The following is a 26,584-nucleotide window of genomic DNA, read 5'->3' as shown; positions in this document are numbered from 1 at the left end:
ACCCCAAGGCGGCACCCGATCCCATCGCGCCTGAAGGCGCTCCTACGACATCCCATTGTAGGAGCGAGCCCAGCTCGCGAAGGCCGCAACAGCGGCCGTCCCGATTAAACGCGGGGGCAAACCGATCCCGGTACTCGCGCGTCCCGCGCGATTCGCGACCGAGGGTCGCTCCCACAATGGGGCGATTCTGGCGTGGGTCAGTTGCCGTGCGACGCCGGGGCGGGCTCCACGCCCGTACGCCAGTCGATCGGCACCAGATCGTGGGACTCGAGAAAGGCGTTGATACGCGAGAAGGGCTTGGAGCCGAAGAAACCGCGATAGGCGGACAGCGGCGAGGGGTGCGGGCTCTTGATCACCAGGTGCTCGGGGCGGTGAACGTGAGCGGCCTTCTTCTGCGCCTGCGCGCCCCAGAAGACGAACACGATCGGTCGCGGCTGTTCGGCGAGCACGCGGATGGCCCGCTCGGTCAGCGCCTCCCAGCCCATGCCTTGGTGCGAGGCCGGCTGACCGGAGGCGACGGTGAGCACGGCGTTGAGCAGCAGCACGCCCTGGTCGGCCCAGTGAGTGAGATCGCCGTTGCTGTTCTGGATGCCGAGATCGGTGTCCAGCTCCTTGAAGATGTTCAAGAGCGACTTCGGCAGCGGGCGCACGTCCGGGCGCACGGAAAAGCACAGCCCGTTGGCGTGCCCCGGCGTGGGGTAGGGGTCCTGGCCGAGGATGACCACCCGCACCTGCTCGAGCGGGGTGTGATTGAAGGCGCGGAACCACTCGTCGGGCTTGGGGTGGATAACGGTGCCGTTCTTCCCCTGCTCGATGAGCCGCTCGCGCAGTTGCTGCATGGGCGTATCGAGCAGCACCGGGGCGAGCGCCTCGCGCCACGCCGGCTCCATCTGGACGCGTTCGAGGGCCGCTTCCGTCACGGCATCAACCGTTCGATGGCCCAGTTGTCACCATCCCGCACGTAGGCGAAGCGATCGTGCAGCCGCGATGCTCGGCCCTGCCAGAACTCCCACTCGCGCGGCACCACGCGGTAGCCGCCCCAGGCGGGATTGCGTGGTACCTCGCCTTCCGGGTAGCGCTCGGCCATTTCCTCGAAGCGCGCCTCCAGCGCAACGCGCGACTCGATCGGCGCGCTCTGGGTGGAGGTGATCGCCGCCAGCCGCGAGCCGCGCGGGCGCTGGCGAAAGTAGGCCTCGTTGTCTTCGTCGGACAATCGCTCGACGGTGCCGGCGACGCGCACCTGGCGGTCGACCTCCGGCCAGAAGAAGGTGATCGCGGCGCGCGGGTTGGCATCGAGCTCCTGGCCCTTGCGGCTGCGGGTGTCGGTGTAGAAACACAGGCCGCGGGCGTCGAAGTGCTTGAGGAGCACGTAGCGCGCCGACGGCCAGCCCTCGGCATCGACGGTGGAGACGCACATCGCGGTGGGATCAAAGTTGCCCGCCTCGCGCGCGGCGATCAACCAACTGGCCAGCTGGTCGACCGGGTCGACGGCCAGGTCGTGGCGATCCAGCTCGCCGTGAAGGTAGTCGCGCCGGTCGGCACGGTGATCGAATTCGCCCGCCATGGGTACTCCCGAAGGTCGCTGAAGGTCAATGTTTACCGTGCGAGACTATAGGGAACCTCTGCACGGTTCGCCAACGGCTCAGCGGGTCAGGCCCGGGACCGATTGGACGAACCACATGCTTTCAGAAAGGACGAAGGACAATGAGCCGACCGCTGCACCTGTTCCTGTTCCACGGCCTCGGCGCCGACGGCGATGACCTTGCGCCGATCAGCGACCTGATCACCGAGCGCGTGGCGCTGACCGACCACCACTGGCAGGTCCACCGCCCGGACGCGCCGGTCTCGCCGGTGTCGCTCAACGGCGGGCTGCCCATGCCCAGCTGGTTCGACCTGATCGCCGACAACGGCGGCATCGAGGCCGACCGCGACAGCCTCGCCGGCATCACCGCCGACCTGCAGCAGCAGGTCCAGGACACGGTCGGCGACGATCCCTACATCCTCGGCGGCTTCTCGCAGGGCGGCGTGCTCGCCAACCGCCTGATGCTGACCCTGCCGCGACCGCCGCTGGCCGCCGTGATGCTATCCACCTGGCTGCCCGCCCCCGAGCAGATCGTCCGACCCACCGACGGCCGCGACCCGGCGGTGTTCATCGGCCACGGCGAGCACGACAACCTGATCCCGGTGCGCGCCGCCGGAATGGTCAATGCGTTCCTGCAGGACTGCGGGCTCTCGAATGTGACCGAGCAGCACTATCCGGTGGAGCACGGCATCTTGCCGGAAGAACTGCAGGACATCACAGAGTGGTTAAACGATTATTTGAACAAACAAGGAGCACGTTAATTGGACCAGATGTCGTAGGGAATTGACCAACACACCTAGGCCCTTGAATGCATGGACACAATCCAAAGAACGAGGCAAGGAGTAGCCTTATGTTGAAATTCATTTTCGCAGAGAAACTGGACACCCGCGGATCCACACTCGCCGCTTTCGGCAAAGCCATCGTGATCTTTGGCAGAATGTTGCTGACGTTCTCGTTACTCGTCGCAACAATCTTCTATCTATTTATCGCTGAAGTGGGCGCTATTTCCGGGGTCCCTCTCGCTTTCCCAATCGTCGGTTGGTTTGTGATCGAACTCTGCGGGTCGCTGTTTTTCGTGATCGGGACCATCGGCAAAAAAAACGACGCTTAGATGAGTTTCACAGGCCGAAACCAACTCAGGAAGTTTAGATCGCCGCCCCTCGAAGAAACCACCAACAATCACTGCGTTCAACACTGAAAAAACAGTCATTTTCAGACGATATTGAACGCATCCAGCGCCGCCACCGCCCCGGACCCGCTTGGTCGCGGTGCCGCCCGGCAGGACCCGGACGGCGATGGGGGCCTCGAGGCTGAGCACCTCGAAGGTGTCCTCCCCGATGAGGCATACTCACCCAAAGCGCAAGACCGGAGGCAACCGATGGACACCAAACAACTGCTCGACGAGGCGACATCCCTTCCGGTGGAGGAACGCGCCTTGCTAGTCGACTCCCTGCTCAGAAGCCTGAACCAGCCCAAGACCGAACTGGATGATCAGTGGGCGGCAGAGGCCCGCAAACGGCTGGCAGAAATCCGGTCCGGCTCTGCCACCCCGATTGCCAGCGATGACGTGTTCCGCAACCTCTCGGATCGCCTGCGGGGATGAGGGTTGCCTTTCACCCGGCCGCCGCGGAAGAACTCGAACACGCGGCAATGCACTACGAATCGCTCGAGCCGGGACTCGGTCAGGATTTCGCCCTCGAAATTCACTCGGCGGTCCAGCGTGCCGTCGAGTACCCGCACGCATGGCCACGCCTCGACGAGACCGTCAGACGAACGTTGGCAAGACGATTCCCGTATGGCGTCCTCTACGTCCACGACGCGGATGAACTGCTGGTACTGGCGGTCATGCACCTGCACCGCCAGCCCGGCTATTGGAAAGAACGCCGCTAACCCCTTGCCGGGACAGCATGGGCTCAGGCGATCTTGAACGCATCCAGCGCCGCCCGTGCCGCCACGGCCCGGGCGCGGACGCGCTTGGGTGCGGTGCCGCCCGGCAGGTCGCGGGCGGCCATGGAGCCCTCGACGGTGAGCACGTCGAAGACGTCCTCGCCGATGTGACCCGAGAGCGCCTGCAGCTCGACCAGTGACAGGTCGGCCAGATCGCAGCCCTTGTCGGTGGCCTGGCGCACGGCCTTGCCGACGATCTCGTGGGCATCGCGGAAGGCCACGCCCTGGCGGACGAGATAGTCGGCCAGGTCCGTGGCGGTGGAGAAGCCCTGGCGGGCGGCCTCGCGCATGCGCTCGCGGTTGGGCTGGATGGCCGGAATCATGTCGGCGAAGGCGCGCAGCGAGCCCATCAGGGTGTCGACGGTGTCGAAGATGGGCTCCTTGTCCTCCTGGTTGTCCTTGTTGTAGGCCAGCGGCTGGCTCTTCATCAAGGTGAGCAGGGAGAACAGGCTGCCGTAGACGCGGCCGGTCTTGCCGCGCACCAGCTCGGGGACGTCGGGGTTCTTCTTCTGCGGCATGATCGAGCTGCCGGTGCAGAAGCGGTCGGGCAGCTCGATGAAGTTGAACTGCGCCGAGGTCCACAGCACCAGCTCCTCACTCATGCGCGACAGGTGCATCATCAGGATGGAGGCCGCCGAGAGGAATTCGATCTGGAAGTCGCGATCGGAAACGGCGTCGAGCGAGTTCTCGCTGATGCCGTCGAAGCCGAGCTCGTTGGCCACCCAGTCGCGGTCGAGCGGGTAGGAGGTGCCGGCGAGCGCGGCCGAGCCCAGCGGCATGATGTTGATGCGCTTGCGGGTGTCGATCAGGCGCTCGACGTCGCGCTCGAGCATGTCGTGCCAGGCGAGCAGGTGATGGCCGAAGCTGACCGGCTGGGCGACCTGCAGGTGGGTAAAGCCGGGCATGACGGTGTCGGCCTCGGCCTCGGCCAGGTCCGTCAGCCCGCGGCGCAGGCGGTTGGCCTCCTCGATGATCGCGTCGACCGCCCGGCGCATGAACAGGCGAATGTCGGTGGCGACCTGGTCGTTACGCGAGCGGCCGGTATGCAGCTTCTTGCCGACGTCGCCGATGCGGTCGATCAGGCGCGCCTCGATGTTCATGTGGACGTCCTCGAGCTCCACCGACCAGAACAGGTCGCCGCGCTCGATGTCGCCGCGGATGTCCTCGAGCCCGCGGACGATCTTCTTGGCCTCGTCCTCGGTAATTACCCCGACGCGGGCGAGCATGCGGGCATGGGCGATCGAGCCGGTGATGTCCTCGTCGTAGAGGCGCTGGTCGAAGCCGATCGAGGCGGTGAAGGCCTCGACAAAGGCGTCGGTGGGCTCGGAAAAACGGCCGCCCCAGAGCTTGGCGGCTGGCTTGTCGTCGCGATCGGTCATGGTTGTCCTCGGGGAATACGGTTTCGCGTCGAATCGGCCACGCGGGGCCGCCTTCGGAATGGCGCGAGTATATCGCAGCCACCCGCTGGCGCCTGACGCGCGATTCGAACCGCAGCGAACCCGCTTCTCGGCAGCGACGTTCCTATTCGTGACACGGCTCCTGAGGCAAGATAGACCCCGTCAGGCCACCGACGCGAAAGGAGTCGCCGCTTGCAGCCCTCATCATCCAATCCAGACCAAGGTCCGACCCGCCGGGACAATGTCGGCGACCGCGCGCTGCTGCCCGCCGCCCTGCCGGCCTTCTGCACCGCGCGGGTGATCCTGATCACCCTGGCGATGGGCGCGGCGCTCTCGCTGCTGCTGACCCTGGTGCCCGGGGTGGGGCCGGAACGCTGGGCACGCTTCGGCACCACGCTGTGGCTGGTGACCTGGATCGCGCTGGTGACGGTGGCCCTGCTCTGCGCCACGCGGCGCTGGCTGGATCGCGCGCCGCTGGCGCTGCTATTGGGCGTCATCGTGTTGCTGCTGTTGACGGTCACGGCCGTGACCAGCGCGGCCGCCTTCGGGGCCCTGCAGTCGATCGGCTGGCGCCCGCAGGAAACCGCCGGCCAGTTCCTGCTGCACAACCTCGCCATCGCCTTGCTGGTGGGATTGATCGGCATCTGGGTGTTCTCGCTGCACCTGGGCAATGCCCGCCAGATCAACGCCGCCGCCGAGGCGCGGCTGTCGGCGCTGCACGCCCGCATCCGGCCGCACTTCCTGTTCAACAGCCTCAACACGGTGGCCGAGCTGGTCCATGACCGCCCGGAGGCGGCCGAGCAGGCGGTGCTGGATCTCTCGCGCGTCTTCCGCGCGGCCCTGGCGGCGGAGTCGTCCAGCTCGCTGGCCGAGGAACTCGAGCTGGCGCAGCGCTATCTCGAGATCGAGCGCTGGCGGCTGGGCGAACGCCTGCACGTCGACTGGCAACTGCCCGATCCGCTACCCGAGGCCCAGTTGCCGGTGCTCACCCTCCAACCGCTGGTGGAGAATGCCGTGCGCCACAGTGTCGAGCGCCAGGCCGCCCCCGGCCCGATTCGGGTCGAGTGCCAGGCAGGGGGCAAGTCGATCAGTCTCGTGATCGAGAACGACCGGGTGGCCGGCCCCGATCGCCATGGCCGTGATCATAGCGAGGGCAACGGCATGGCACTGGCGAACATCCGCGACCGACTCGCGCTGATGTTCGGCGAGGCGGCCTCGTTGCGTGCCGGACCGGTCGACGGGCGCTTTCGGGTCAAGCTGGTGATCCCGCGGACGGGCAAGGGGACGGCGACATGATGCGCGCCCTGATCGTCGACGACGAGCCGCTGGCCCGCGCTCGGCTGCGCCGACTGCTCGGCCGGCTCGGCGGCATCGAGGTGGTCGGCGAGGCCGGCAACGCCGACGAGGCGTGCGCGGCCATGCGCCAGGTGCCCGATCTGGTGTTTCTCGACATCGAGATGCCCGGCGAGAACGGCATCCAGCTGGCCCATCGCCTGCGCGAGGCCGACCTGCCGCCGGCGATCGTCTTCACCACCGCCCATGCCGACCATGCCCTGCCCGCCAGCGAGACCGCCCCGGCCGGGTATCTGCTCAAGCCGATCGAGCCGGCGGCCCTGAGCGCGGCCGTCGAGCGCGCCGGCCGGCCCAATCGCTGCCAGCAGACCCGGCGACCGACCCTGACCGTGCGCCTTGGCCGCGAGGAACTGCGGCTGGGGCCCGAACACGTGGTCGCGGCGATGGCCGAGGACAAGGCCACTCATCTCTACCTACTCGACCCGGCGGATGGCCGGCGCCGCGAGGCCTGGATCGAGCCGAGCCTCAACGAGCTCGAGGAACGCTTCGACGGCCAGTTGTTACGCCTGCACCGCAACAGCCTGGTCAACGCCGCGCAGATCCACTCGGTCAGCCATCACGACGGCCAGCATCGTTGCCATGTGCATCACCTCGACGAGCCGCTGATGATCAGCCGACGCGCCTGGCGCTCGGTGCGCGAGGTCCTGGGCGACTGAGCCCTGTTTCATTTGTGCGACACTTGTGGACCACCTGTCGGGGAGTGACACGGCCCCGCAAGGCCCACGAGGTATGCCGCGATGATGCAATGGTTCAACGAGCTGTGGTTCCTGACGCTGGAGGCCGCCCCCTGGCTGCTGCTGGGGTTGGTGATCGCCGCGCTGATCAAGGCATTCTCCGACCAGCTGGCAATCGTCAAATACCTCTCGGGTGAGTCGACCGGCGCGATCGTCCGGGCCTCGCTGATCGGCGCGCCGCTGCCGCTGTGTTCCTGCGGCGTGGTGCCGGCGGTGCTGGGGCTGAAGGACGCCGGTGCCGGGCGCGGGCCGTCGATGGCCTTCCTGGTCGCGACACCGGAGACCGGGCCGGACTCGATCAGCGTCAGCTATGGGCTGCTCGGGCCGGTCTATGCCATCGCCCGCCCGATCGCGGCGATCATCGGCGCGATCGTCACCGGGCTGATCAGCGGCCGGCTGGCCGGGTCAATGACGCCCGAGTCAGCCGCGACAAACGACTCGGTCGCCACCGACTGCTGTGGTGGAGAGGAGAGCAAACCCACCGCCGCCTGCTGTGACTCCAACCCGTCGAGCACCGGCCATTGCGACGAGGGCGAATCCACGTCGAACGCCTGCTGCGGCAGCCCAACGACGACGGACGCCGCGGCGCCGGGTACCCGCGAGCGCCTCGCCGGTGGTTTTTCCTATGCCTTCGGCCAGGTGCTGATCGACATCGTGCCGTGGATGGTCTTTGGCCTGGCCATCGCCGCCACCGCGGTGGTGCTGATCCCGGAGGGCTTTTTCGACAACGCCTGGGGGCTGGTGGGCAGCTATGCCCTGATGGCGGTGATCGGCATCCCGATGTACGTCTGCGCGACCGCCTCCACCCCGATCGCCGCCGGCCTGCTGGTCGCCGGCATGTCGCCGGGGGCGGCGCTGGTGTTCCTGCTGGCCGGACCGGCGACCAATATCGGCACGCTCGGCATACTGAGAAAGCATTTCGGCAATCGCCTGATCGGGGTGTACCTCGTGACCGTGATCGCCTGCGCCCTGGTCGCCGGGATCAGCCTGGATCTGTTGTGGGGCGTGTTCGACTGGAGCCTGCCGAGCGGCGCGGCGGCCGACCATGCCATGGACGCGAACGGGATCGGGCTGGCCGCGCTGGCGGTGCTCGCCTCCGTCACCATTCACGCCTACTGGCGCCGCCGGCCGGCCCGGCGGGTGCCAGGCCACGGATCAGGGGAGGGAGCCTGTGGGTGTTCACAAGACCGGGATGGATCTCGGTGACCGCGACCGGGTCACGGTCGGCCTGATCAGCGACACGCACGGCACGCTCGAGCGTGCCCTGTTGCCGCTGCTGGCCGAAGTGGACGTGATCGTCCATGCCGGCGACCTGCTCGATCCCGGCGAACTGCGCCAGCTCACGCCGACCAGCGGCCACGTGGTGGTCGTGCGCGGCAACAACGACACCCCCGACCAGTGGCCGGAAGGAACCGAGGCGCTGCTCGACACCCTGCCCGAACAGGCGTACCTGACCCTGCCCGGCGGGCTGCTGGTGGTCGAGCACGGGCATCGCGTCAACCCCGCCAGGCGCCGCCACGAGCGACTGCGAGGCCGCCATCCCGAGGCGCGCGCGATCGTCTACGGCCACACCCATCGCCGCGTGATCGACACCGACACGACCCCCTGGATCCTCAATCCGGGCGCCGCCGGGCGCCAGCGGGCCTTCGGCGGCATCGGCTTTCTGCGTCTGACCGCCACCGCGGACGAGTGGTGGGTCGAGGTCATGACTCTCCCCAAGCGCGGCCGGGACACGTAGACTCCTCCGGGAATCGTCACCAAGGGAAACTCTCGATTCATGGCGAACGTGCTGGGCGTGGGGATTGCCACGCTGGACATCATCAACGAGCTTGATCACTACCCGGCCGAGGACAGCGAGCAGCGCGCACTGTCCCAGCGGGTCGAGCTGGGCGGCAATGTCGCCAACAGCCTGCGAGTGCTGCGTCAGTTCGGCCATCCCTGTGATTTCGCCGGGGTGCTGGCCGAGGATGCTGACGGGCGGCGCATCAGTGACCTGATGGATCGATACGGCCTGGAGACCCGCCACGCGCGCCGGGTGGACGGCCACGCGCCGACGTCCTACATCACCGTCAACCGCGCCACCGGCAGCCGCACGATCGTGCACTACCGCGATCTGCCGGAATTCGACCTGGGCGCGTTCATGGCCCTCGACCCAAGCCAATACGACTGGCTGCATTTCGAGGCGCGCGCCTGCGACGAGACCGCCGCCATGCTCGCGCTGGTCCGGGCACGGGTCACCGACCAACCCATCTCGCTGGAGGTGGAGAAGGATCGCCCGGCGCTCGACCAGCTCTGGTCGTTCCCGGACATCATCTTCTTCTCCGCCGCCTTCGCGCGCGGCCGCGGCTTCGATCAGCCGGCGGCCTTCCTGCGCGAGGCCCGTGGCTGGGCGCCGCAGGCGATCCTGGTGCTCGGTTGGGGCAGCGGCGGGGCCTGGCTGTCACGCCCCGACGAGGACGAGCCCGCTCATGTTCCGGCCCAACCGGTCGATACGATCATTGACAGCATCGCCGCCGGCGACACGTTGATCGCCGGATTCATCCACGCCCGCGCACGCGGCATGGGGTCGCTGGAGTCGCTGGAATTCGCCGTGCGACTGGCCGAGCGCAAGCTGTCCCAGGCCGGACTGGCCGGGCTGGGACCCGACGACCCGGCCGCCGACCCGGACCTGCTTTGCCGGCTTGATGACCTCGAGCCGGTCGACGCCCTGGGCATCTGGCCGCAGGGGCGCGAGTCGTCCGGCGGACCGGCACCACTGATCGTGGTCCGCGAGGGCGAACGGGTCTGTGCCTGGCGCAATGTCTGTCCGCACAACGGCTCGCCGCTGTCGCGCGATCGGCACGATTTTCTCGAAACCCGCGAGGGTGAGCGACAGCTGCGATGCAACGTGCATCAGGCCTATTTCCGTCTCGACGATGGCCTGTGCACCGCCGGTCCCTGCGAAGGGCAACGGCTCGAACCCGTCGATCTGGAACAGATCGGCAACCGCCTCTACCTGGCCGATCGTGCAACTCGGCGAGATGAACGAGAAACGCCCTCGGGGGCGCTTGCTGAGAAGCCCAATGGGATGAAGGATCGGGGATGATGGATCGCCAACACGATATCTCGCATTGGCTCGAGGCATTGCCGGACCCGCTGGTGGGCCGGGATGCCGACGGCCGGCTGTGCCTGATCAATCGGGCGGCGCGCGCGATGCCGGCCAGCAGCAAGCTCGAGGGCATGTTCGACGACCGCGAGGGTGACACCTCTCCTCGGCTGTTCAGTCATCCGACCAGGGAGGATGCGGACCACCGCATCTATCGCCACCTTCACCTGGGATCGCATCCCGATCCCGCCGCCACCCCACGTGAACTGCACCTGCTGCAGGACGTCACCGGTGAGAAGCGCGCCGAATCGGCACTGGCCGAGACCGAGCGCCTGGTCCGCCTGCTGATCGACGCCAGTCCAGACGTGATCCAGATCAAGGACGGCCAGGGGCGCTGGCTGCTGGCCAACCAGGCGGCGCTCGACCTGTTCCGCCTCGAGGGCCTGCCCTGGTGGGGGCAGGGCGACGACTCATTAGCCGAGCTGACCGAACCGGCCTTCCGGGATGCCTTCTACTTCTGCCGCCAATCCGACGAGCGCGCCTGGAAGGCCAATGAACTCCATCGCGAGAGCGAAGTGATCAAATCGCCGGAAGGCGAGGAACAGGTCTTCGACACGATCAAGCAACCGGTCTTCGACGCCGACGGCCAGCGGCATGCCATGATCGTGATCGCGCGCAACATCACCGCCCAGCTGCGCGCCCAGGCCGAATACGAAGACCTGGCCATCCACGACGAACTGACCCATCTCTACAACCGTCGCTTCTTCCAGATCGAAGCCCAGCGCCGTCTCGACGAACTGGGCCGCGAGAACCGTCACGCGGCGGTCGCGGTGCTCGACCTCGACCGTTTCCGCAGCATCAACGACTGCCACGGGCACGAAGAGGGCGATCGGGTGATCCGCCAGATGGCCGACCGACTGCGCGACCTGGGTGCCCAGCAGGACTGGCTGGTCGCGCGGCTCGCCGGCGACGAGTTCGCCATCCTCGCCGGCGACGTCGAACCCAGCGATGGCCCCGAGGTGCTGGGCGGGGCGCTGCGCGAGCTGGTGCGTCACTCCTTCGAGCTCGAGACCACCAACCTGATCCTGACCGCCAGTACCGGCATTGCCTACTGGCCGTCCCACAGCCGCCACATCGCCCAGCTGCTTACCCAGGCGGATGCGGCCATGTTCGAGGCGAAGAAGAACGAACGCGAGCCCGTGGCGGTGTTCAGTCCACAGCTCTCGGAGCGACAGATCTGGCGCTCGGAGATGCTGGGCGCCCTGCGCGACAGCCTGGAAAACGAGCGTTTCCATCTCGTCTACCAGATCCAGCAGGACGCCCTCGGCCTGGCCGTCACGGGCGTGGAGGCCCTGCTGCGCTGGGACGCCCCCGATCCGCAATTACAGTGCGGCCCGCAGGACTTCATCCCCTTCCTGGAGCAATCCGGACTGATCGTCGAGGTCGGTGGCTGGGTGATGACCGAATCGGCCTGCCAGGCCGCCGAATGGGGCCGCGAGACCGGCGAGGCGATCACCGTCTCGGTGAATGTCTCCAGCGTTCAGTTGCACGCCCGCTGCTTTGCCGAGCGCGTCGCCCGCGCCCTGGAGGTATCCGGCCTGCCCCCGGAGCGACTGGAACTGGAACTCACCGAAACCGCGCTGGTCCATGACCCTGAACAGGCGGCAACGATGCTGGATGCGGTGCGCGAACTGGGCGTGAAGCTGGCGCTGGACGACTTCGGCACCGGCTATTCCTCGCTGAGCTACCTCAAGCGGTTCTCGTTCGACCGGCTGAAGATCGACCAGGGTTTCGTGCGCGACATCCTCGGCGACCGCAACGATCTGGAGATCGTCCGGGCGATCATCGCCATGGGCAACGCCCTGTCGCTCGAGATCATCGCCGAAGGGGTGGAAACCGCCGATCAGCGCGATCTGCTGGACGCGCTTGGCTGCCACTCCTTCCAGGGTTACCTGATCGGTCGCCCGACGGTCGCCGAGGCCATCCGCCCCTTGCTGGGCGTGCGACTGCTGTAAGCGCCGGCCGGCCCGAATCGGATACCGCTGCGTGCGCCTCAGCCACGGTCGACTCGACCGGCCGGAGCGGCGCCGGCTTCGCGCCGACCTTTCCCCTGAACACCCCTTTTGCCAAGAGGCCCGACCCCATGACGACACGTGCACAATGGATCGAGCAGACCCTGCGCGATACGCTCGAGCCGAGTTATCTCGAGATCACCGACGAGTCGACGCAGCACGCCGGCGACCGCGTCGAGAGCCACTTCCGCGTGGTGGTAGTCAGCGAGCAATTCGACGGCCTGCCCCTGATCCGCCGCCACCGACTGGCGCAGAACCCGCTCAAGCCGGCCTTCGAGCAGGGCCTGCACGCCCTGGCCCTGCACACGTACAGCCCCGCCGAGTGGCAGGAGCGCCAGGACGCCCCGGCCTCGCCGGCCTGCCAGGGCGGAGGCCACTGACCGGGACCGCGTTTTTGCGTGGAATGGACGCCCGCAGCGGGCCCGAACGTAACCCGACGAAAACCGTCGGTTTCGTTTACAACGGTGAATCGACCGACTAGGCTCCCCGCCAATTGTCGTCATGCCCATGCCCCCGACTCGGGGCATTTTTGTGTCTGGGGCACGACGTTGACGACCTGATCGCATCCGTTCCAATTCACCAGGAGTTTCCCATGAAGACCCGTCACCTGCTGCTGGCCACGCCGCTGGCCCTGGCCCCGCTCACCATCCAGCCGGTCACGGCCGCTGACGGCGAGACCGACAACGGCTGGACCGGCTCGGCCGAGCTGGGCGCCTCGATGACCACCGGCAACACCGAATCCTCCACCATCAACGGCAAGCTCAAGCTGGGCTACGTGACCGGCCCCTGGACCCACCGGTTCCGCCTCGAGACCCTCCAGTCCAGCGAAGACGGCGAGGACACGGCCAACCGGACGCTGGGGGAGTTCGAAAGCAACTATGCGCTGACCGAACGCGACTACCTGTTCGGCGTACTGCGCGGCACCCACGACGAATTCTCCGGCTACAAGTACCAGACCAGCGTCGCCGCCGGTTACGGCCGCAAGCTGTGGATCTCCGAGCGTGGCTCCTGGGACGCCGAGATCGGTCCGGGTATGCGCATCGCCGAGACCGAGGCCGGCGAGCGCGAGACCAACGCCATCGCCCGCCTCTCGAGCGGCTTCGAGTACCGCTTCTCCGACTACGCCAAGTTCAACCAGGACGTCACGGTGCTCGCCGGCCAGGACAACACCGAGATCGAGTCGGTCACCGGCCTGTCTTCCTCGCTCACCGAGACGCTGGCGATGAAGCTGTCCTACACGATCCTGCACAACACCGATGTGCCGGCGGGCACCGAGAAGACCGATACCTACACCTCGATCAACCTGGTCTACGACTTCCGCTAGGGGGCACGGACCGAAGCCGGTCGACCAGTCCGGGGTATGATCAGGTCGGGACGACGTGATCGGTAGCGAAAGGAAGGAATATGGATGTTCACCGCAGGGACCTGATGCGGGCCGCCGAAGACGGCGTACTGGAACCGGAAACCGCCGAGGCGCTCTGGACGTACCTCGGCCAGCAGGAAAGCGGGCCGCGTTTCCGTGCGGCACACATCCTCTACTACCTGGGCGGCTTTGTCGCCATGGCCGCGCTGGGACTGTTCATCGGCCAGGCCTGGGATGCCTGGTCCGGCTGGCCGATGCTGGTGCTCGCCGGCGGCTTTGCCCTGCTCGGGCTGGGGCTGACGCGCCGATTCCTCGACCAGGGGCTGATGATTCCCGCCGGGGTAACCCTCACCTTCGCCATCTCGATGACGCCCATCGTCGTCTTCAGCATCCAGCAGATCCTGGGCGTGTGGAGCGGGCCCTTCACAGTGACGGACTACCATCGCTGGATCGACTGGCGCTGGATCTTCATGGAGCTCGCCACGCTGGCCGTCGCGGCCGTCGCCCTGTGGCGCTACCGTCTGCCGTTCCTCGTCTTCCTGGTGGCATGCACGCTCTGGTACCTGCAGATGGACCTGGTGCCGTTCCTGTTCGACACGTGGGAGGAACGCTGGGAGATGCGCAAGCTGGTCTCGGTGCTTTCCGGCGCGGCCATGCTGGTGCTTGCGTTCGGCATCGAGTTGCGCGGCGGGCGGCGGCCCGACTGGGCCTTCTGGCTCTACCTGGCGGGGGTGGCGGCGTTTTCCGGCGGGCTGACTGCCATGGACTCGGACAGCGAGCTGGGCGCGCTGGCCTACCTGCTGGTCCACCTGGGGCTGATCGGGATCGGTGCGGCGCTGCGCCGGCGAACCCTTGCCGTGTTCGGTGCCTTCGGCGTGGCCGCCTACCTGGGCCACCTGGCGAGGCTGTTCGAAGACACGCTTGCCTTCCCGGCGATCCTCGCCTTCACCGGACTGGGGATCATCTTTGGCGGGGTGCTCTGGCAACGCCACGAGGCAGGGATCACCGCCACCCTGCGCGGCTGGCTGCCGGCACGGCTGCGGCGGCTGCTCGAGGAGATCGAGTAATCAGTCGGGGAGGACCATCACCCCGTCGATTTCCACCTCGGCGCCCTTGGGCAGGGCGCGTACCCCCAGCGCCGCGCGAGCCGGGAACGGTTCGCTCAGGTATTCCTTCATGATGCCGTTGACGGTCTCGAAGTGCGACAGGTCCGGCAGGTAGATCTGCAGCTTGACCACGTCCGCAAGCTCGCCACCGGCCGCGCGGCAGACGGCGGTGAGGTTGTCGAACACGCGCCGGGTCTGCGCCTCGATGCCACCCTCGACCAGCGTCATGCTGGCCGGGTCCAGGGCGATCTGCCCGGAGAGGTAAACGGTATCGCCGGCACGCACGGCCTGGGAATAGGGGCCGATCGCGGCCGGGGCGTCGTCGGTGTGGATGATTTCGCGTCGGCTCATGGTCTCTCCGTGAAAGGTCAGTGGCGCGAGACGCGCACCACGTCACGCAATTGCTTGATCGAGCGCATCACCCGGGCCAGATGGATCCGGTCGGTGACACGTACGGTGATATCGATGATGGTGAGGTTCACGTCGCGATCGTCGAAGCGCACGTCATCGATGTCCGAGCCGGCATCCGACACCGCCGCGGCGATACGTGCCAGCCCCCCGCGCACATTGTTGGCCTGGATGCTGATCTGCGACTGGTATTCGCCGGTAGGCTGCGCCTCCCACTCCACGGCCAGCCAGCGTTCGGGGTGTTCGCCGGCATCGCTGGCATTCGAGCAGCCCTGGCGATGGACGACGATGCCGCGCCCGGTCGACAGAAAGCCGACCACGGCATCACCGGGCACCGGATGACAGCAGCCGGCGAAACTGACCACCAGCCCCTCGGTGCCGCTGATGATGACCGGCGCCTGGTTGCCCCCGTCACCCAGGATCTCGTTCGGATCGAGCTTGCCGGCCTCCGCCTTGAGCAGCCGCACCACCAGCGGGGCCATGCGATTGCCCAGACCGATTTCGCGCAACAGGTCGTTGAAGCTCTCCTGGTGGTATTCACGCAGGATCTTGTCGATGCGTGGCTCGTCGAGCTCTTCGATGTCGCAGCCCTCGGCCGTCATTGCCTTCGTGAGCAATCGGTGGCCCAGGCGGATCGCCTCGGCATCCTGCAGGTGCTTGAGGTAGGCGCGAATGTTCGCCCGGGCGCGGGCCGTGACCACGAACGACAGCCAGCTGGGGTTGGGCACTGCCCCCGGGGCGGTGATCACCTCGACGGTCTGGCCGGACTCCAGCGGCGTCGACAGCGGCGCGAAACGCCGGTCGATCTTGCAGGCCACGCAGGTATTGCCGACGTCGGTGTGGATCGCGTAGGCAAAGTCGACCGCCGTGGCCCGCCGCGGCAACTCGATGATCTCACCCATCGGGGTGAAGACGTAGACCTCGTCGGGGAACAGGTCGACCTTGACCGACTCGAGGAATTCCTGCGGGTTGCCGGCCTTCTGCTGGATTTCCAGCAGGTCGCGCAACCACTCGCGCGCCCGGGTCTGGGTGACCGAACCGCGGTCGCCCTGGGTCTTGTACAGCCAGTGGGCGGCGATGCCGGACTCGGCGAACTGGTGCATCTCGTGGGTGCGGATCTGCACCTCGAGCGGAATGCCGTGCGGACCGAATAGGATAGTGTGCAGCGACTGGTAGCCATTCGCCTTGGGGATCGCGATGTAGTCCTTGAAGCGCCCCGGCAGTGGCTTGTAAAGGTTGTGCACGATCCCCAGCGCGCGGTAGCAGTCGTCGACCGTGTCCACCAGTACGCGCACCGCGAAGACGTCGAACACCTCCTTGAAAGAGAGGTGCTTGGATTGCATCTTGCGGTAGATGGAGTAGGGCCGCTTCTCACGCGCCAGACTGTCGGCGACCAAGCCCTCGTGGGAGAAGCGTTGCTCGAACCGCTCCTGTATGCCGGCGACGATCTCCTTGCGGTTGCCGCGCGCGCGGCGTACCGCCTCGCTGAGGATGCGGTGACGCAACGGGTGGAGCGAGGCGAAGCCCAGGTCCTCGAGCTCGTGCCGGATGGCATTCAGACCGAGGCGGTTGGCGATCGGGGTGTAGATGTCGAGCGTCTCGCGCGCGATGCGTCGGCGCTTGTCCGGGCGCATCACGCCGAGCGTGCGCATGTTGTGCAACCGGTCGGCGAGCTTGATCAGGATGACGCGTACGTCCTCGACCATCGCCATCATCATCTTGCGGAAGTTCGCCGCCTGCGCCTCGGCCTTCGACTTGAAGCGGATCTGGGCGAGCTTGGAGACGCCATCGACCAGGTGGGCGACTTCCTCGCCGAACTGGGCGACGATTTCGTCGTGGACGATGTCGGTGTCCTCGACGACGTCATGCAGGATGGCCGCGACCATGGTGGCCTCGTCCATGCGCAGGTCCGCGAGGATGTGCGCCACCGCGATCGGGTGGCTGATGTAGGGTTCGCCGCTCTTGCGGGTCTGACCGGCGTGCGCCTGGGCGCCGAACTCGAACGCGGTGCGAATCCGGGCGATGTCCGCCTGGTCGAGATACTCGGCCAGGTGCTGGGCCAGCGGGGCGAAGAAGACGTCAGTCAGGTGCGACTCGGCCGTCGTGGCGACGACCGGCGTCCCTGTCTGTCCGCTCTCCATCGGTGCCCCGACCCGGCCCTGGGGCTCAGGCCTCGTCGCTGGTCGGCGGCGTCGCCGGACGGGCGCCCTCGGCGCTTTCGTCGGCAAACTGGGCCAGCTCGGCGCGGATCTCCTGCTCGGTGATCTCGGAGCGAGACAGCGTGATCTGCTTCTCGATCTCGTCGATCCGGGCGCGATCGATCTTGCCCTCGCCCAGCTCGCGCAGGGCGATGACGGTGGGCTTTTCCTTGCCCATCGGCACCAGCGGCTCGGCGCCGTGCTCGATCTGGCGGGCGCGCTTCGCGGCGGTCAGCACCAGCTCGAAACGGTTGGGAATCTTTTCCAGGCAATCTTCTACGGTTACGCGTGCCATTGGTGTCTTAGCCTCGGTATACAGGTTGGACGGCCCGGCCGTCCTGGGGACGACCGGGCCGTATCGCGGTTGGGTGTCTTCTCGACCGAAAAGACGTTTCTGGGCACTAGTTTACGGTCAGTCGGCCTCGCCCAGCAAATCGGCGATCAGCTCGGGCTGCCGTTCGTGCTGTCGGTCGGTCTCAAGCCGGGCGGCGGTGAACAGCGCGTCGAGCTCATCGAGCGCCTGCTCGAAGTCATCGTTGATCACCAGATAGTCGTACCAGTGGCACTCGCGCATTTCGCGGCGGGCCTCCGCCAGGCGCCGAGCGATCACTTCGTCGTCGTCCGAGGCGCGATTGCGCAGGCGGGCCTCCAACTCGGCGCTGCTGGGCGGCAGGATGAAGATGAAGATGGCCTCGGGGAACAGTTTCTTCACCTGCGCCGCGCCCTGCCAGTCGATCTCGAGGATCAGGTCGCGGCCGCGCTCAAGCTCCTCGCTGATCGCCGCCTTGCTGGTGCCGTAGTAGTTGTCGAACACCTTGGCGTGCTCGACGAAGGCCTCCTGGGCCAGCATGACCTCGAACTGCGAGATGTCGACGAAGTGATAGTGCTCGCCGTTGACCTCGCCGTCGCGCCGCGGACGGGTGGTGTGCGAGACCGACAGCGCCAGCTCGGGCCGACGCTCACGCAACGCCTTGATCAGGCTGGTCTTGCCCGCCCCGGAGGGCGCCGAAATCACGAATAGCTGTCCACGCGGCGTTGCCGTCATCGTCTCTCCGTCTCGTTATTCGTTCGTCGTCGCTCAGCGAGTCACGCGGGTGGTGCCGTCACGCGCCTCGATCACCCGCACGCGCTCGCCGGGCTGGAAGGATACATCGGCGGCCTGCACGATGCTGACGGTTCGACCATTGTCGAGTCGGACGCTGATCTCGTAACCCGTCTGCCGGGTGATGCCTTCCTCGGCGGCCGAACCGGCCACCCCGCCCAGCAGCGCGCCACCGACGGTCGCCAGCGCACGCCCCGTGCCACCGCCGACCTGGTTACCCAGGATGCCGCCGGTAATCGCGCCCGCGCCGGTGCCGATGGGCGTCTTGGTGCCCTCGATCTGCACCGTGCGGATGCTCTGGACCGTGCCGTAGTAGACGGTCTGCATCTGGCGGGCCGAATCGCGCGAGTAGGCATCACTCGAGAGGCTGCTGGCGCAGCCGGAGAGAAAGGCCAGGCCGGCCACGGCCAGGACGACGGTGATGAGATGTTTCATGTGGAACCTCCGCAACGGTTTTCCCCAAGGGAACCCTAAGAAAAGTATAAGTCAGATTGCCGTCGCACCCGAGGGTTCCGCCATCGCGGGATCGATCAGCGGTAATCGATGATCAGGGGGGCGTGATCGGAGAACTTCTCGTCTCGATAGACCTGCACGTCCGCCAGCCGGCCGCTGAGATCCGGGGTGACGATCTGGTAGTCGATCCGCCAGCCGACGTTGTTGTTCCAGGCATTCGCCCGGTTCGACCACCAGGTGTATTCCGCGACGTCGGGCTTGAGGGTCCGATGGGCATCGACGAAGCCCAGGTCATCGAACACCCGGTCGAGCCACGCCCGTTCGTAGGGCAGGAATCCGGACTTGTTGCGATTGGCGCGCCAGTTCTTCAGGTCGATCTCGCGGTGGGCGATATTCCAGTCGCCACAGAGGATCAGTGACCGCTCCTGCTCTCGGTACTGCTGCAACATGGGCAGGAACGCCTCGAGAAAGCGGTCCTTGGAGGCCTGACGATGATCGCCGGCCGATCCCGACGGCAGGTACAGAGAAGCAACGGTCAGATCGCCCAGATCGAAGGCGCAGTAGCGGCCCTCGGCATCGAACTCCGCCAGCCCCATTGCCGTGATCTCGGCCTCCGGCTGGATTCGGCTGTAGATCGCCACCCCGCTGTAGCCCTTGCGCTCGGCATCGACGTAGCGGCAGTGGTAGCCCTCGGGCCAGAAGGTCGGATCCTTTTCCAGCTGCCAGGCCTGGGCCTTGGTCTCCTGGATGCAGACGAGGTCGGCATCGGCCGTCGCCAGCCAGTCGAAGAATCCCTTGCGCGCCGCGGCACGAATGCCGTTGGCGTTGAAACTGATTACCCGCATCGGTTCGCCCAAATGGGTGGATTCTAGCAAGATGACTCGTCGCCAACCGCCGCGTATTCAGGGCCGCCACGGTCGACGCAACAAAAAAACCCCGACCATCGGGTCGGGGCAGCGGTTCATCCATGAGGAGCCACTGAATGAGAGCGGCTCGCCGGGGAAAAGTTCCTCCGGCAGCGGTCGCCCGCTCAGTCCAGATCGACCGCCAGGAACAACGGTTGCCCGCGGCGCAGCAGGCGAATGGCGACCGGGCGGTTGTCCGGTGCCGTGGACAGCGCCTCGACCAGGTCCTGCTCGCTGCGCATCGGGCGGCGATTGACCTCCAGCAGCACATCACCCGGCTCGAGCGCCCCGGCAAACGGCGACTCGCCGCCGACCGATTCGATCTCGATGCCGTAACGCACCCCGAGGCTGCCACGATCGCCCTTTGCCAACGGCGCGACCGCCAATCCGTACGACGACAGGGCGCTGCCGCCGGCCGCGGCCGAGGCATCCAGCTCGGAAAGCACGACCTCGAACTGCATTTCCTCGCCGTCGCGAATGACGGTCACTTCGGCCGGTTCGCCCACCGGAGCGGCGCCCACCAGGCGCGGCAGCTGGCCGGAACGCTTGACCGGCTTGCCGTTGAATTCGGTGATGATGTCACCGGACTCGAGCCCCGCCTCGGCCGCCGGGGTGTCCGGCTGGACCTGGGCGACCAGGGCGCCGCGGGTGTCGTCCAGACCGAACGAGCGGGCCAGTTCGTCGGTGACCGGCTGGATGATCACGCCCAGGTAGCCGCGACGCACCTCGCCGGTGTCCTTGAGTTGTTCGGCGACGTTCATGGCGACGTTCACGGGGATGGCGAACGAGATCCCCATGTAACCGCCCGAGTTGGTGTAGATCTGCGAGTTGACGCCGATCACCTCGCCATCGGCGTTGATCAGCGGGCCACCGGAGTTGCCCGGGTTGACCGGCGCGTCCGTCTGGATGAACGGCACGTAGGTCTCGTTGGGGAGGTCACGGCCGATCGCCGAGACGATGCCGTGGGTGGCCGAATGATCCAGCCCGAACGGCGCGCCGATGGCCAGCACCCATTCGCCCACGTCGACCTCGTCGGAATCACCGATGGTCACGGCGGGCAGATCCTCGGCATCGATCTTCAGCAGGGCGATATCGGTACGGCGATCCTCGCCGATCAACTCGGCGCGGTACTCCTTCTGGTTGTTCAGCCGAACGCTGATCTCGTCGGCCCCACCGACCACGTGGGCGTTGGTGATGACGTAGCCGTCCTCGCTGATGATGAAACCCGAGCCCAGTGATTGGGCCGGGCGCGAGCGCGGCATCGGCTGCTGCGGCATCTGCTCGAAGAAATCGCGGAACATGTCGCCCAGCGGGCCGGGCGGCAGGTTCGGCATCTGCGGCGGCTGCCCCGAACGACCGGACGGCTTCCCCTTGGTGACGGTGTTGATATTGACCACCGCCGGGGCGTTGTCCTTCGCCAGTTTGGCGAAATCGGGGTACTGCGCCTGGGCAGGCGAGGCCAACAACATCGTCGCGGCGAATGCGACCGCGAGCAGCGCGGCGGCTGGGCGGGTTGTCACGAATGCCTTCATCGACCAACTCCTATTCCGGTTCGGAATCATGCGAAAGGTAACAGCCAAGCCCCGAGCCAAAGCAAAGGGCCAAAGCAAACGGCCAAACGAGAAGGGCCAGACCGATGAGATAGGGCTGGCCGCATGGAGTTCAATCCCCCCAGGGAAACTCGACACGATTCGATGGCGCCTCTGGCTCACGGGTTTGTGCGCAATCAAGACGCCGTGCCCAAGGCAGGCTCATTGCCCGGCTAGGGGCGAATCGGCCTCATTCGGGGCGCTGCGCATGCACCGTAATTGCGCGTTCATGCAAGGCAGCACCCAGCGCGGTCATGGCCCGATCGACCTCCCTGCGCTCGCCCTTGAAGCCCAACTCCAGCAACCGCCGTTCGGTCGAGAGCACCGGCAGACTGAACAAACGCAACGCCGGGTGGGCCGCGCAGAAGGCCTCCATCAGGTCGACCAGCTCGCTCTCCGGGGTATCCACCAGCCACAGGGAATGCTCCACGTAGCCCGCATCCGCCAGATCGGCCAGCGGGCCGGCGAGGATGTGATCGAGCATCGCGTGGGCCATCTCCGGGAAGCCGGGCAGGAAGAAATGCCGCTCGAGGGCAAAGCCCGGCACCCGATTGACCGGGTTGGGCACCAGTTCCGCGCCCTCCGGCAGGTCGGCCATCAGGATGCGCTTGGGATAGGCCGCCTGGCCGAACTGCGATTCGATCAGCGCGGCGGCCTCCGGATGGCGAACCAGTGGCCGCCCGAAGGCGTTCGCTGCACAGCCCCGGGTGAGGTCATCCGGCGTCGCGCCGATTCCGCCGAAGCAGAGCACGGTCGCGCCATCGGCCCGGCTGCGTCGCAGCAAGTCGACAATCGTGACCTCGCGGTCGGGCAGGAACTGGGCCCAGTCGACCACCAGGCCGCGTGCCGCCAGACGCTCGGTCACGGCCGCGAGATGGCGGTCCTGCCGGCGACCGGAGAGGATCTCGTCGCCGATCACCACCACGCCGATGCCGGCGAGCGCTCCGTTGCCAAGACCCTCGGTCATGCAGACCGCACCCTACTGTTTCGCGCCAATCTTCAGGGCATTCGCGTGAACGCGGTCGCGCTCGCGCTGGTCCTCGACGGCATCGAACTCGCTGTGCTCGACCCAGCCCTGGGTGTGCTGACGGACCAGACGGGCCAGCGCATCGAGGTGGTCGCCCCGGTCGTTGAGTGCCGGGATGTAGTGGTAGGTCTCACCACCGGCCTCTTCGAAATACTCGCGGTTCTCGTCGCCAATCTCCTCGATGGTCTCCAGGCAGTCGGCGGAGAAGCCCGGGCAAATCACCGCGATGTGCTTGACGCCCTGGCCGGGCAAGGCCTTCAAGGTCTCGTCGGTGTAGGGCTTGAGCCATTCCTCGGGGCCGAAGCGCGACTGGAAGGTGACCATGTAGTCGTCCTCGGACAGGCCGAGACGCTCGGCGACCAGGCGCGAGGTGACGTAGCAGTGGCAGTGGTACGGGTCGCCATTGAGCAGGTAGCGCTTGGGCTCGCCGTGGTAGCTCATGATCAGCTTGTCGGGCTTGCCGTGCTCGTCGATGTGTTCCTGGATGCTCGCGGCCAGCGCGTCGAGGTACCCCGGGTCGCGGTGGTACTGGTTGATGGTGCGCAGCTCGGGCACCCAGCGCCAGTGCATGAACTCGTCGAACACCGCATCCAAGGTCGAGGCGGTGGTCGCCCCGGCGTACTGCGGGTAGAGCGGCAACACGACCACGCGGCGAGCGCCCGCTTCGCGCAGCTCGTGCAGGGCCGAGGGCACCGACGGGTTGCCGTAGCGCATCCCGAGCGCCACGGTCACCGGGCCGGCCATCTGCTCGCTCAAGCGTTCCTGCAGGCCTTTCTGCTGCGCTCGTGCGATCGTCAGCAGCGGCGAGCCTTCGCCATGGTGATCCCAGACCGAGCGATAGGCCTCGGCGGACTTCGCCGGGCGGGTGCGCAGCACGATGCCGTGCAGGATCGGCCACCACTTCCACTTGGGCAGCTCGATCACGCGCGGATCGGAGAGGAACTGCGCCAGGTAACGGCGCAGCGCCGGCGCCTCCGGCGCATCCGGCGTACCGAGATTCAGCAGCAGCACCCCCAGTCGTTCCGCACTGCCGTGCTTGTAGTCCGGTTCACCTTGGTAATTCATTCGATGGCCTCAACAATTTTCGACGAGTATCCTACAGTCTGGTCGTGCCCGGCTGACACCTCGCAAGACGTCGCCGAACCCGAATACCGGGTCATTCTAGGCAAACGAGTCACCTATTGCCGGATCGCGTGGTCGCTCACCGATCCGGGCGCCGCCGTTACCCCTCGGCGACGCATCACAATCAATCATTTCAGGAGCGCTCCCACACCATGGCCGACAGCAACACCCGCCACAGCAAACTGCTCATCCTCGGTTCCGGCCCCGCCGGCTACAGCGCCGCGGTCTACGCGGCCCGGGCCAACCTTGACCCGGTGCTGATCACCGGCATGGAGATGGGCGGTCAGCTGACCACCACCACCGAGGTGGAGAACTGGCCGGGTGATCCCGACGATCTGACCGGCCCGGCACTGATGGATCGCATGAAGGCGCACGCCGAGAAATTCGACACCGAGATCCTCTTCGATCACATCCACACCACCAAGCTCGACGAGCGTCCGTTCACGCTTACCGGCGACCAGGGCACCTACACCTGCGATGCCCTGATCATCGCCACCGGCGCCTCGGCCCGCTATCTCGGCATCGAGTCCGAGCAGGCCTTCCGTGGCAAGGGCGTGTCGGCCTGCGCGACCTGCGACGGCTTCTTCTACAAGAACCAGACGGTCGCCGTGGTCGGCGGCGGCAACACCGCGGTCGAGGAGGCGCTGTATCTCGCCAATATCGCCGCCAAGGTCCACGTGGTGCATCGCCGTGACCGCTTCCGCGCCGAGGACATCCTGATCGACCGGCTGATGAAGAAGGCCGAGGACGGCAACGTCGAGATCCACTGGGATCACGAGGTCGACGAGGTGCTCGGCGACCAGATGGGCGTCAACGGCCTGCGCATCAAGAACAAGGACGGCGAGACCACCGATCTCGAGCTCTCCGGCGTGTTCATCGCCATTGGCCACTCGCCCAACACCGGCATCTTCGAGGGCCAGCTCGACATGCCGGGCGGCTATATCAGCGTCAAGAGCGGCACCAACGGCAACGCCACCGCGACCTCGGTCGACGGCGTGTTCGCCGCCGGTGACGTCATGGACCACGTCTACCGCCAGGCGATCACCTCGGCGGGCACCGGCTGCATGGCCGCCCTCGACGCCAAGGCGTTCCTGGAAAAGCTGGACGACTGATCCCGACTGACCATCGCTTCATTCGGCCGATCGGACGATCGGCCATCACGACCACGACCGAAGGAACACCGACATGGATCCAACCATCGCCGCCTACGTGGTGCTACTGGCGCTGGCGCTTGGCCTGACCGGCGCACTGCGGGCCGAACGGGAACATTGCGGCCGTGGCCTGCTGATCGTGACCACGCTGGCCGGGTTCCTGGTGGTCGCGGCCGTCAGCGCGCTGCTGACCTCGCAGAGTGCGCTCGAGCTGGTGCTGTCGACCATCGCGGTGTTCTTCGGCGCCCAGTCGGCGGCGACGGCATTCCTGCTGTTGCGCCAGGAGGTGCATGCCGAACCGGCGGATGAGCCGGACGAACAGGACCTGCTCGACGAGGAGGACCGCGAACAGCAGTTCGCCCATGAACGGGCCAGCAAGGAGGTGTCGTGATGGGCATCGGACTGATGATCGACAACGCCGGCTGGTTCGCGCTCGGTCTGGTGCTGATCACGCTGTCGGCACTGACCCACCCGGGACGCCGGCGGGTCTGGATGTGGGCCCTGCCGTTGGCGATCCTGATCGTGCTTGCCGGCGCGCTCTTCCCCGGGGCGGCCGGCGACCTGCCCGGCATGGGCTGGAAGGCATGGCTCGCGATCGCCGCGCTGGCCTTCGGGGTGGCCGCCGCGCCGTGGTATCGGGCCAGTCGCGATCACGATACCCGCCTGATCGACCTGGTGCGCGGCGCGGCGATCGTGCTGATTGGCAGCGGTATCACCATCAGCCTGCTGGGCGTGATCGGCTGGGAGCAGACCACCCGCTACGTCGGCGCCTGGGATCTGCGCCTGGCGGCCGTGCTGGGTATCTTCATCGGGGTCTGGACCGGCATTACCGGGCTGATCCACTGGCTGCGCCTCAAGGGCACGCTGCGCGCTTCCAACCGGGGCTCACGCAACCAGCGGCTCGCCCAATGGGCGGTACTGGCCATCATCGGCGTGCTGGGCGTGATCGCGATCGCCTATCCCAAGGTCGCCACGGCGCCGCTGGTGCTGCTGATCGTGCTGGCGATCGAGTGGGCGGCCCTGGCGGCCCTGTCGCAGCCGCACGAGGACCTGCTGCGCATCCAGGCGCGCCACGTCGGCCTGGTGGGCGTGGCGATCGTGACGCTCGGCTACGTGCAGAGCAGCCTGTTGCTACTGGTAATCGGCGGGCTGGTGGTCGCCGGCTCGATCCACTTCATCAAGCGCCAGGGCGCCTTCTGCCAGATCTCGCGGCGGACCTTCTACGCCGACGAGACGGCGGACGCCGCCAGCGAGTCGGACGAGCGCGAATCGACTGCCCACTCGAGCTGATCGCGCCAGCCTACGGACCTGGGTGACCCGCTATCGCGTCGGGTCAGTCGTGGCTCAGGTCGTCGAGGGTCAACTCGAAGGCATCGACGAATTGCTGCCGGAAGAAGGCCACGGCCGGCAGGTCGGTCATCTCGTCGAGCTTGCCGTGCAGGAACTCCTCGGCGCGGCGGAATTCCTGGTTGCCCGCGGCTCGCTCCTCGATGCACTTGAGGTAGGCCGATAGCGAATCGGCGGCCTTGACCAGGCGCAGCACGTCCGGCTCGATCCGCGCGCTCTCGATCACCTCGGCAAACGACTCCTGCAAGGATTCGGGCAGCAGGCCGATGATCTTGCGCTCGGCATGCGCCTCGAGGGCCTTGTAGGAATCGCGGATGTCTTCGCGGAAGTACTTCACCGGGGTGGGCAGGTCGCCGGTGATGATCTCCGAGGCATCGTGATAGAGCGCGACGCTGACCACCCGGCCGACGTCGTTGTCCTCGCCGAACTCCTGGTTGCCGATCACCGCCAGCGCGTGGGCGATCATCGCCACCTGCAGGCTGTGTTCCTGGACGTTCTCGCTGCGCGTGTTGCGCATCAATCCCCAACGGTAGATGTACTTCATCCGCGAGAGATAGGCGAAGAAGTGGCTTTTCTCGGGGCTCTTCTCGGGGCTTTGCTCGGAATCGCTCATCGGGCTCCTGATAACGGGCGTCTTGATGGA

The 26,584-nt window shown here is 66.8% G+C and carries 29 protein-coding genes; 16 read left to right on the top strand and 13 right to left on the bottom strand.

Going from position 1 to position 26,584, the window contains the following annotated elements:
- Positions 1 to 197 precede the first annotated feature (197 nt).
- Positions 198 to 920, bottom strand: a complete 723-nt coding sequence (locus tag SR882_RS01100) for a uracil-DNA glycosylase (protein WP_322521515.1) — start codon at positions 918 to 920, stop codon at positions 198 to 200.
- Entirely contained in the window at positions 917 to 1,564 is a 648-nt protein-coding gene (gene pdxH / locus SR882_RS01095) for a pyridoxamine 5'-phosphate oxidase (protein ID WP_322521514.1), read from the bottom strand. The genes SR882_RS01100 and pdxH overlap by 4 nt, the downstream gene beginning before the upstream one ends.
- 140 nt (positions 1,565 to 1,704) lie before the next feature.
- Here pdxH and SR882_RS01090 point away from each other — a divergent pair, with 140 nt between their 5' ends.
- The 4 genes from SR882_RS01090 to SR882_RS01075 all read left to right on the top strand — a co-directional run bounded on the left by SR882_RS01090 (position 1,705) and on the right by SR882_RS01075 (position 3,472).
- Positions 1,705 to 2,343, top strand: a complete 639-nt coding sequence (locus SR882_RS01090; RefSeq protein ID WP_322521513.1) for an alpha/beta hydrolase — start codon at positions 1,705 to 1,707, stop codon at positions 2,341 to 2,343.
- Between the two features lie 89 nt (positions 2,344 to 2,432).
- Entirely contained in the window at positions 2,433 to 2,693 is a 261-nt protein-coding gene (locus SR882_RS01085; protein WP_322521512.1) for a hypothetical protein, read from the top strand.
- 267 nt (positions 2,694 to 2,960) lie between these two features.
- Positions 2,961 to 3,185 (top strand): addiction module protein, encoded by a 225-nt coding sequence (locus tag SR882_RS01080; protein ID WP_322521511.1) that lies wholly within the window; start codon positions 2,961 to 2,963, stop codon positions 3,183 to 3,185.
- On the top strand, positions 3,182 to 3,472 hold the full coding sequence (locus SR882_RS01075; RefSeq protein ID WP_322521510.1) for a type II toxin-antitoxin system RelE/ParE family toxin: 291 nt from the start codon (positions 3,182 to 3,184) through the stop codon (positions 3,470 to 3,472). The genes SR882_RS01080 and SR882_RS01075 overlap by 4 nt, the downstream gene beginning before the upstream one ends.
- A gap of 23 nt (positions 3,473 to 3,495) precedes the next feature.
- On the opposite strand, the gene argH is transcribed toward SR882_RS01075, so the two are convergent.
- Positions 3,496 to 4,908 carry an argininosuccinate lyase gene (gene argH / locus SR882_RS01070; RefSeq protein WP_322521509.1) on the bottom strand — a complete coding sequence of 471 codons (1,413 nt, stop codon included), beginning with the start codon at positions 4,906 to 4,908 and terminating at the stop codon, positions 3,496 to 3,498.
- A 210-nt stretch (positions 4,909 to 5,118) separates the two neighbouring features.
- Between argH and SR882_RS01065 the strand changes: the two genes are divergently transcribed.
- The 9 genes from SR882_RS01065 (at position 5,119) to SR882_RS01025 (ending at position 14,600) form a co-directional block, all read left to right on the top strand.
- Positions 5,119 to 6,222 (top strand): sensor histidine kinase, encoded by a 1,104-nt coding sequence (locus SR882_RS01065; protein WP_322521508.1) that lies wholly within the window; start codon positions 5,119 to 5,121, stop codon positions 6,220 to 6,222.
- Positions 6,219 to 6,935, top strand: a complete 717-nt coding sequence (locus SR882_RS01060) for a LytR/AlgR family response regulator transcription factor (protein ID WP_322521507.1) — start codon at positions 6,219 to 6,221, stop codon at positions 6,933 to 6,935. Before SR882_RS01065 ends, SR882_RS01060 begins: the two co-directional genes overlap by 4 nt.
- Positions 6,936 to 7,016: 81 nt before the next feature.
- Positions 7,017 to 8,219: an SO_0444 family Cu/Zn efflux transporter gene (locus SR882_RS01055; RefSeq protein WP_322521506.1), complete on the top strand. Its 1,203-nt coding sequence runs from the start codon at positions 7,017 to 7,019 to the stop codon at positions 8,217 to 8,219.
- The gene (locus SR882_RS01050; RefSeq protein ID WP_322521505.1) at positions 8,185 to 8,751 is read left to right on the top strand and encodes a metallophosphoesterase family protein; all 567 of its coding nucleotides are present in this window, start codon (positions 8,185 to 8,187) and stop codon (positions 8,749 to 8,751) included. The genes SR882_RS01055 and SR882_RS01050 overlap by 35 nt, the downstream gene beginning before the upstream one ends.
- A 39-nt stretch (positions 8,752 to 8,790) precedes the next feature.
- A complete protein-coding gene (locus SR882_RS01045; protein WP_322521504.1) occupies positions 8,791 to 10,098 on the top strand; it encodes a PfkB family carbohydrate kinase in 1,308 nt (435 codons plus the stop codon).
- Entirely contained in the window at positions 10,095 to 12,113 is a 2,019-nt protein-coding gene (locus SR882_RS01040) for a putative bifunctional diguanylate cyclase/phosphodiesterase (RefSeq protein WP_322521503.1), read from the top strand. Before SR882_RS01045 ends, SR882_RS01040 begins: the two co-directional genes overlap by 4 nt.
- 128 nt (positions 12,114 to 12,241) lie before the next feature.
- The gene (locus SR882_RS01035) at positions 12,242 to 12,550 is read left to right on the top strand and encodes a BolA family protein (protein WP_322521502.1); all 309 of its coding nucleotides are present in this window, start codon (positions 12,242 to 12,244) and stop codon (positions 12,548 to 12,550) included.
- Between the two features lie 212 nt (positions 12,551 to 12,762).
- Entirely contained in the window at positions 12,763 to 13,494 is a 732-nt protein-coding gene (locus SR882_RS01030; RefSeq protein WP_322521501.1) for a DUF481 domain-containing protein, read from the top strand.
- Between the two features lie 80 nt (positions 13,495 to 13,574).
- Positions 13,575 to 14,600, top strand: coding sequence for a DUF2157 domain-containing protein (locus tag SR882_RS01025; protein WP_322521500.1), 1,026 nt, complete (start codon positions 13,575 to 13,577; stop codon positions 14,598 to 14,600).
- On the opposite strand, the gene SR882_RS01020 is transcribed toward SR882_RS01025, so the two are convergent.
- The 9 genes from SR882_RS01020 to hemH all read right to left on the bottom strand — a co-directional run bounded on the left by SR882_RS01020 (position 14,601) and on the right by hemH (position 23,386).
- A complete protein-coding gene (locus SR882_RS01020; RefSeq protein ID WP_322521499.1) occupies positions 14,601 to 14,990 on the bottom strand; it encodes a RidA family protein in 390 nt (129 codons plus the stop codon).
- A gap of 17 nt (positions 14,991 to 15,007) precedes the next feature.
- The gene (locus tag SR882_RS01015) at positions 15,008 to 17,188 is read right to left on the bottom strand and encodes a RelA/SpoT family protein (RefSeq protein ID WP_322521498.1); all 2,181 of its coding nucleotides are present in this window, start codon (positions 17,186 to 17,188) and stop codon (positions 15,008 to 15,010) included.
- A 25-nt stretch (positions 17,189 to 17,213) separates the two neighbouring features.
- Positions 17,214 to 17,540 (bottom strand): DNA-directed RNA polymerase subunit omega, encoded by a 327-nt coding sequence (gene rpoZ, locus SR882_RS01010; RefSeq protein ID WP_322521497.1) that lies wholly within the window; start codon positions 17,538 to 17,540, stop codon positions 17,214 to 17,216.
- 117 nt (positions 17,541 to 17,657) lie between these two features.
- On the bottom strand, positions 17,658 to 18,290 hold the full coding sequence (gene gmk / locus SR882_RS01005) for a guanylate kinase (protein ID WP_322521496.1): 633 nt from the start codon (positions 18,288 to 18,290) through the stop codon (positions 17,658 to 17,660).
- Between the two features lie 33 nt (positions 18,291 to 18,323).
- Positions 18,324 to 18,782: an outer membrane lipoprotein gene (locus SR882_RS01000; RefSeq protein WP_322521495.1), complete on the bottom strand. Its 459-nt coding sequence runs from the start codon at positions 18,780 to 18,782 to the stop codon at positions 18,324 to 18,326.
- A gap of 95 nt (positions 18,783 to 18,877) precedes the next feature.
- The gene (locus SR882_RS00995; RefSeq protein ID WP_322522370.1) at positions 18,878 to 19,645 is read right to left on the bottom strand and encodes an exodeoxyribonuclease III; all 768 of its coding nucleotides are present in this window, start codon (positions 19,643 to 19,645) and stop codon (positions 18,878 to 18,880) included.
- A 185-nt stretch (positions 19,646 to 19,830) separates the two neighbouring features.
- Positions 19,831 to 21,237, bottom strand: a complete 1,407-nt coding sequence (locus SR882_RS00990; RefSeq protein ID WP_322521494.1) for a DegQ family serine endoprotease — start codon at positions 21,235 to 21,237, stop codon at positions 19,831 to 19,833.
- A gap of 247 nt (positions 21,238 to 21,484) precedes the next feature.
- On the bottom strand, positions 21,485 to 22,261 hold the full coding sequence (locus SR882_RS00985) for a competence/damage-inducible protein A (RefSeq protein ID WP_322521493.1): 777 nt from the start codon (positions 22,259 to 22,261) through the stop codon (positions 21,485 to 21,487).
- A 12-nt stretch (positions 22,262 to 22,273) separates the two neighbouring features.
- Positions 22,274 to 23,386, bottom strand: coding sequence for a ferrochelatase (gene hemH, locus SR882_RS00980; protein ID WP_322521492.1), 1,113 nt, complete (start codon positions 23,384 to 23,386; stop codon positions 22,274 to 22,276).
- 209 nt (positions 23,387 to 23,595) lie between these two features.
- On the opposite strand from hemH, the gene trxB reads away from it, so the two are divergent.
- From trxB to SR882_RS00965, 3 genes are all read left to right on the top strand, one after another.
- Complete coding sequence (trxB, locus tag SR882_RS00975; RefSeq protein WP_322521491.1) at positions 23,596 to 24,555, top strand: thioredoxin-disulfide reductase; 960 nt, start codon at positions 23,596 to 23,598, stop codon at positions 24,553 to 24,555.
- A gap of 73 nt (positions 24,556 to 24,628) precedes the next feature.
- Entirely contained in the window at positions 24,629 to 24,985 is a 357-nt protein-coding gene (locus SR882_RS00970) for a hypothetical protein (protein WP_322521490.1), read from the top strand.
- Positions 24,985 to 25,884, top strand: coding sequence for a hypothetical protein (locus tag SR882_RS00965; protein WP_322521489.1), 900 nt, complete (start codon positions 24,985 to 24,987; stop codon positions 25,882 to 25,884). Before SR882_RS00970 ends, SR882_RS00965 begins: the two co-directional genes overlap by 1 nt.
- Positions 25,885 to 25,927: 43 nt before the next feature.
- Here SR882_RS00965 and yfbR read toward each other — a convergent pair whose 3' ends face one another.
- Complete coding sequence (gene yfbR, locus SR882_RS00960) at positions 25,928 to 26,554, bottom strand: 5'-deoxynucleotidase (RefSeq protein WP_322521488.1); 627 nt, start codon at positions 26,552 to 26,554, stop codon at positions 25,928 to 25,930.
- Between the last annotated feature and the right edge of the window lie 30 nt (positions 26,555 to 26,584).

The organism is Guyparkeria halophila (genome assembly GCF_034479635.1).
Classification (GTDB): Bacteria; Pseudomonadota; Gammaproteobacteria; order Halothiobacillales; family Halothiobacillaceae; genus Guyparkeria; species Guyparkeria halophila.
The sequence above is the reverse complement of the archived record's forward strand: the minus strand, read 5'-3'. Positions and strand labels throughout refer to the sequence as shown.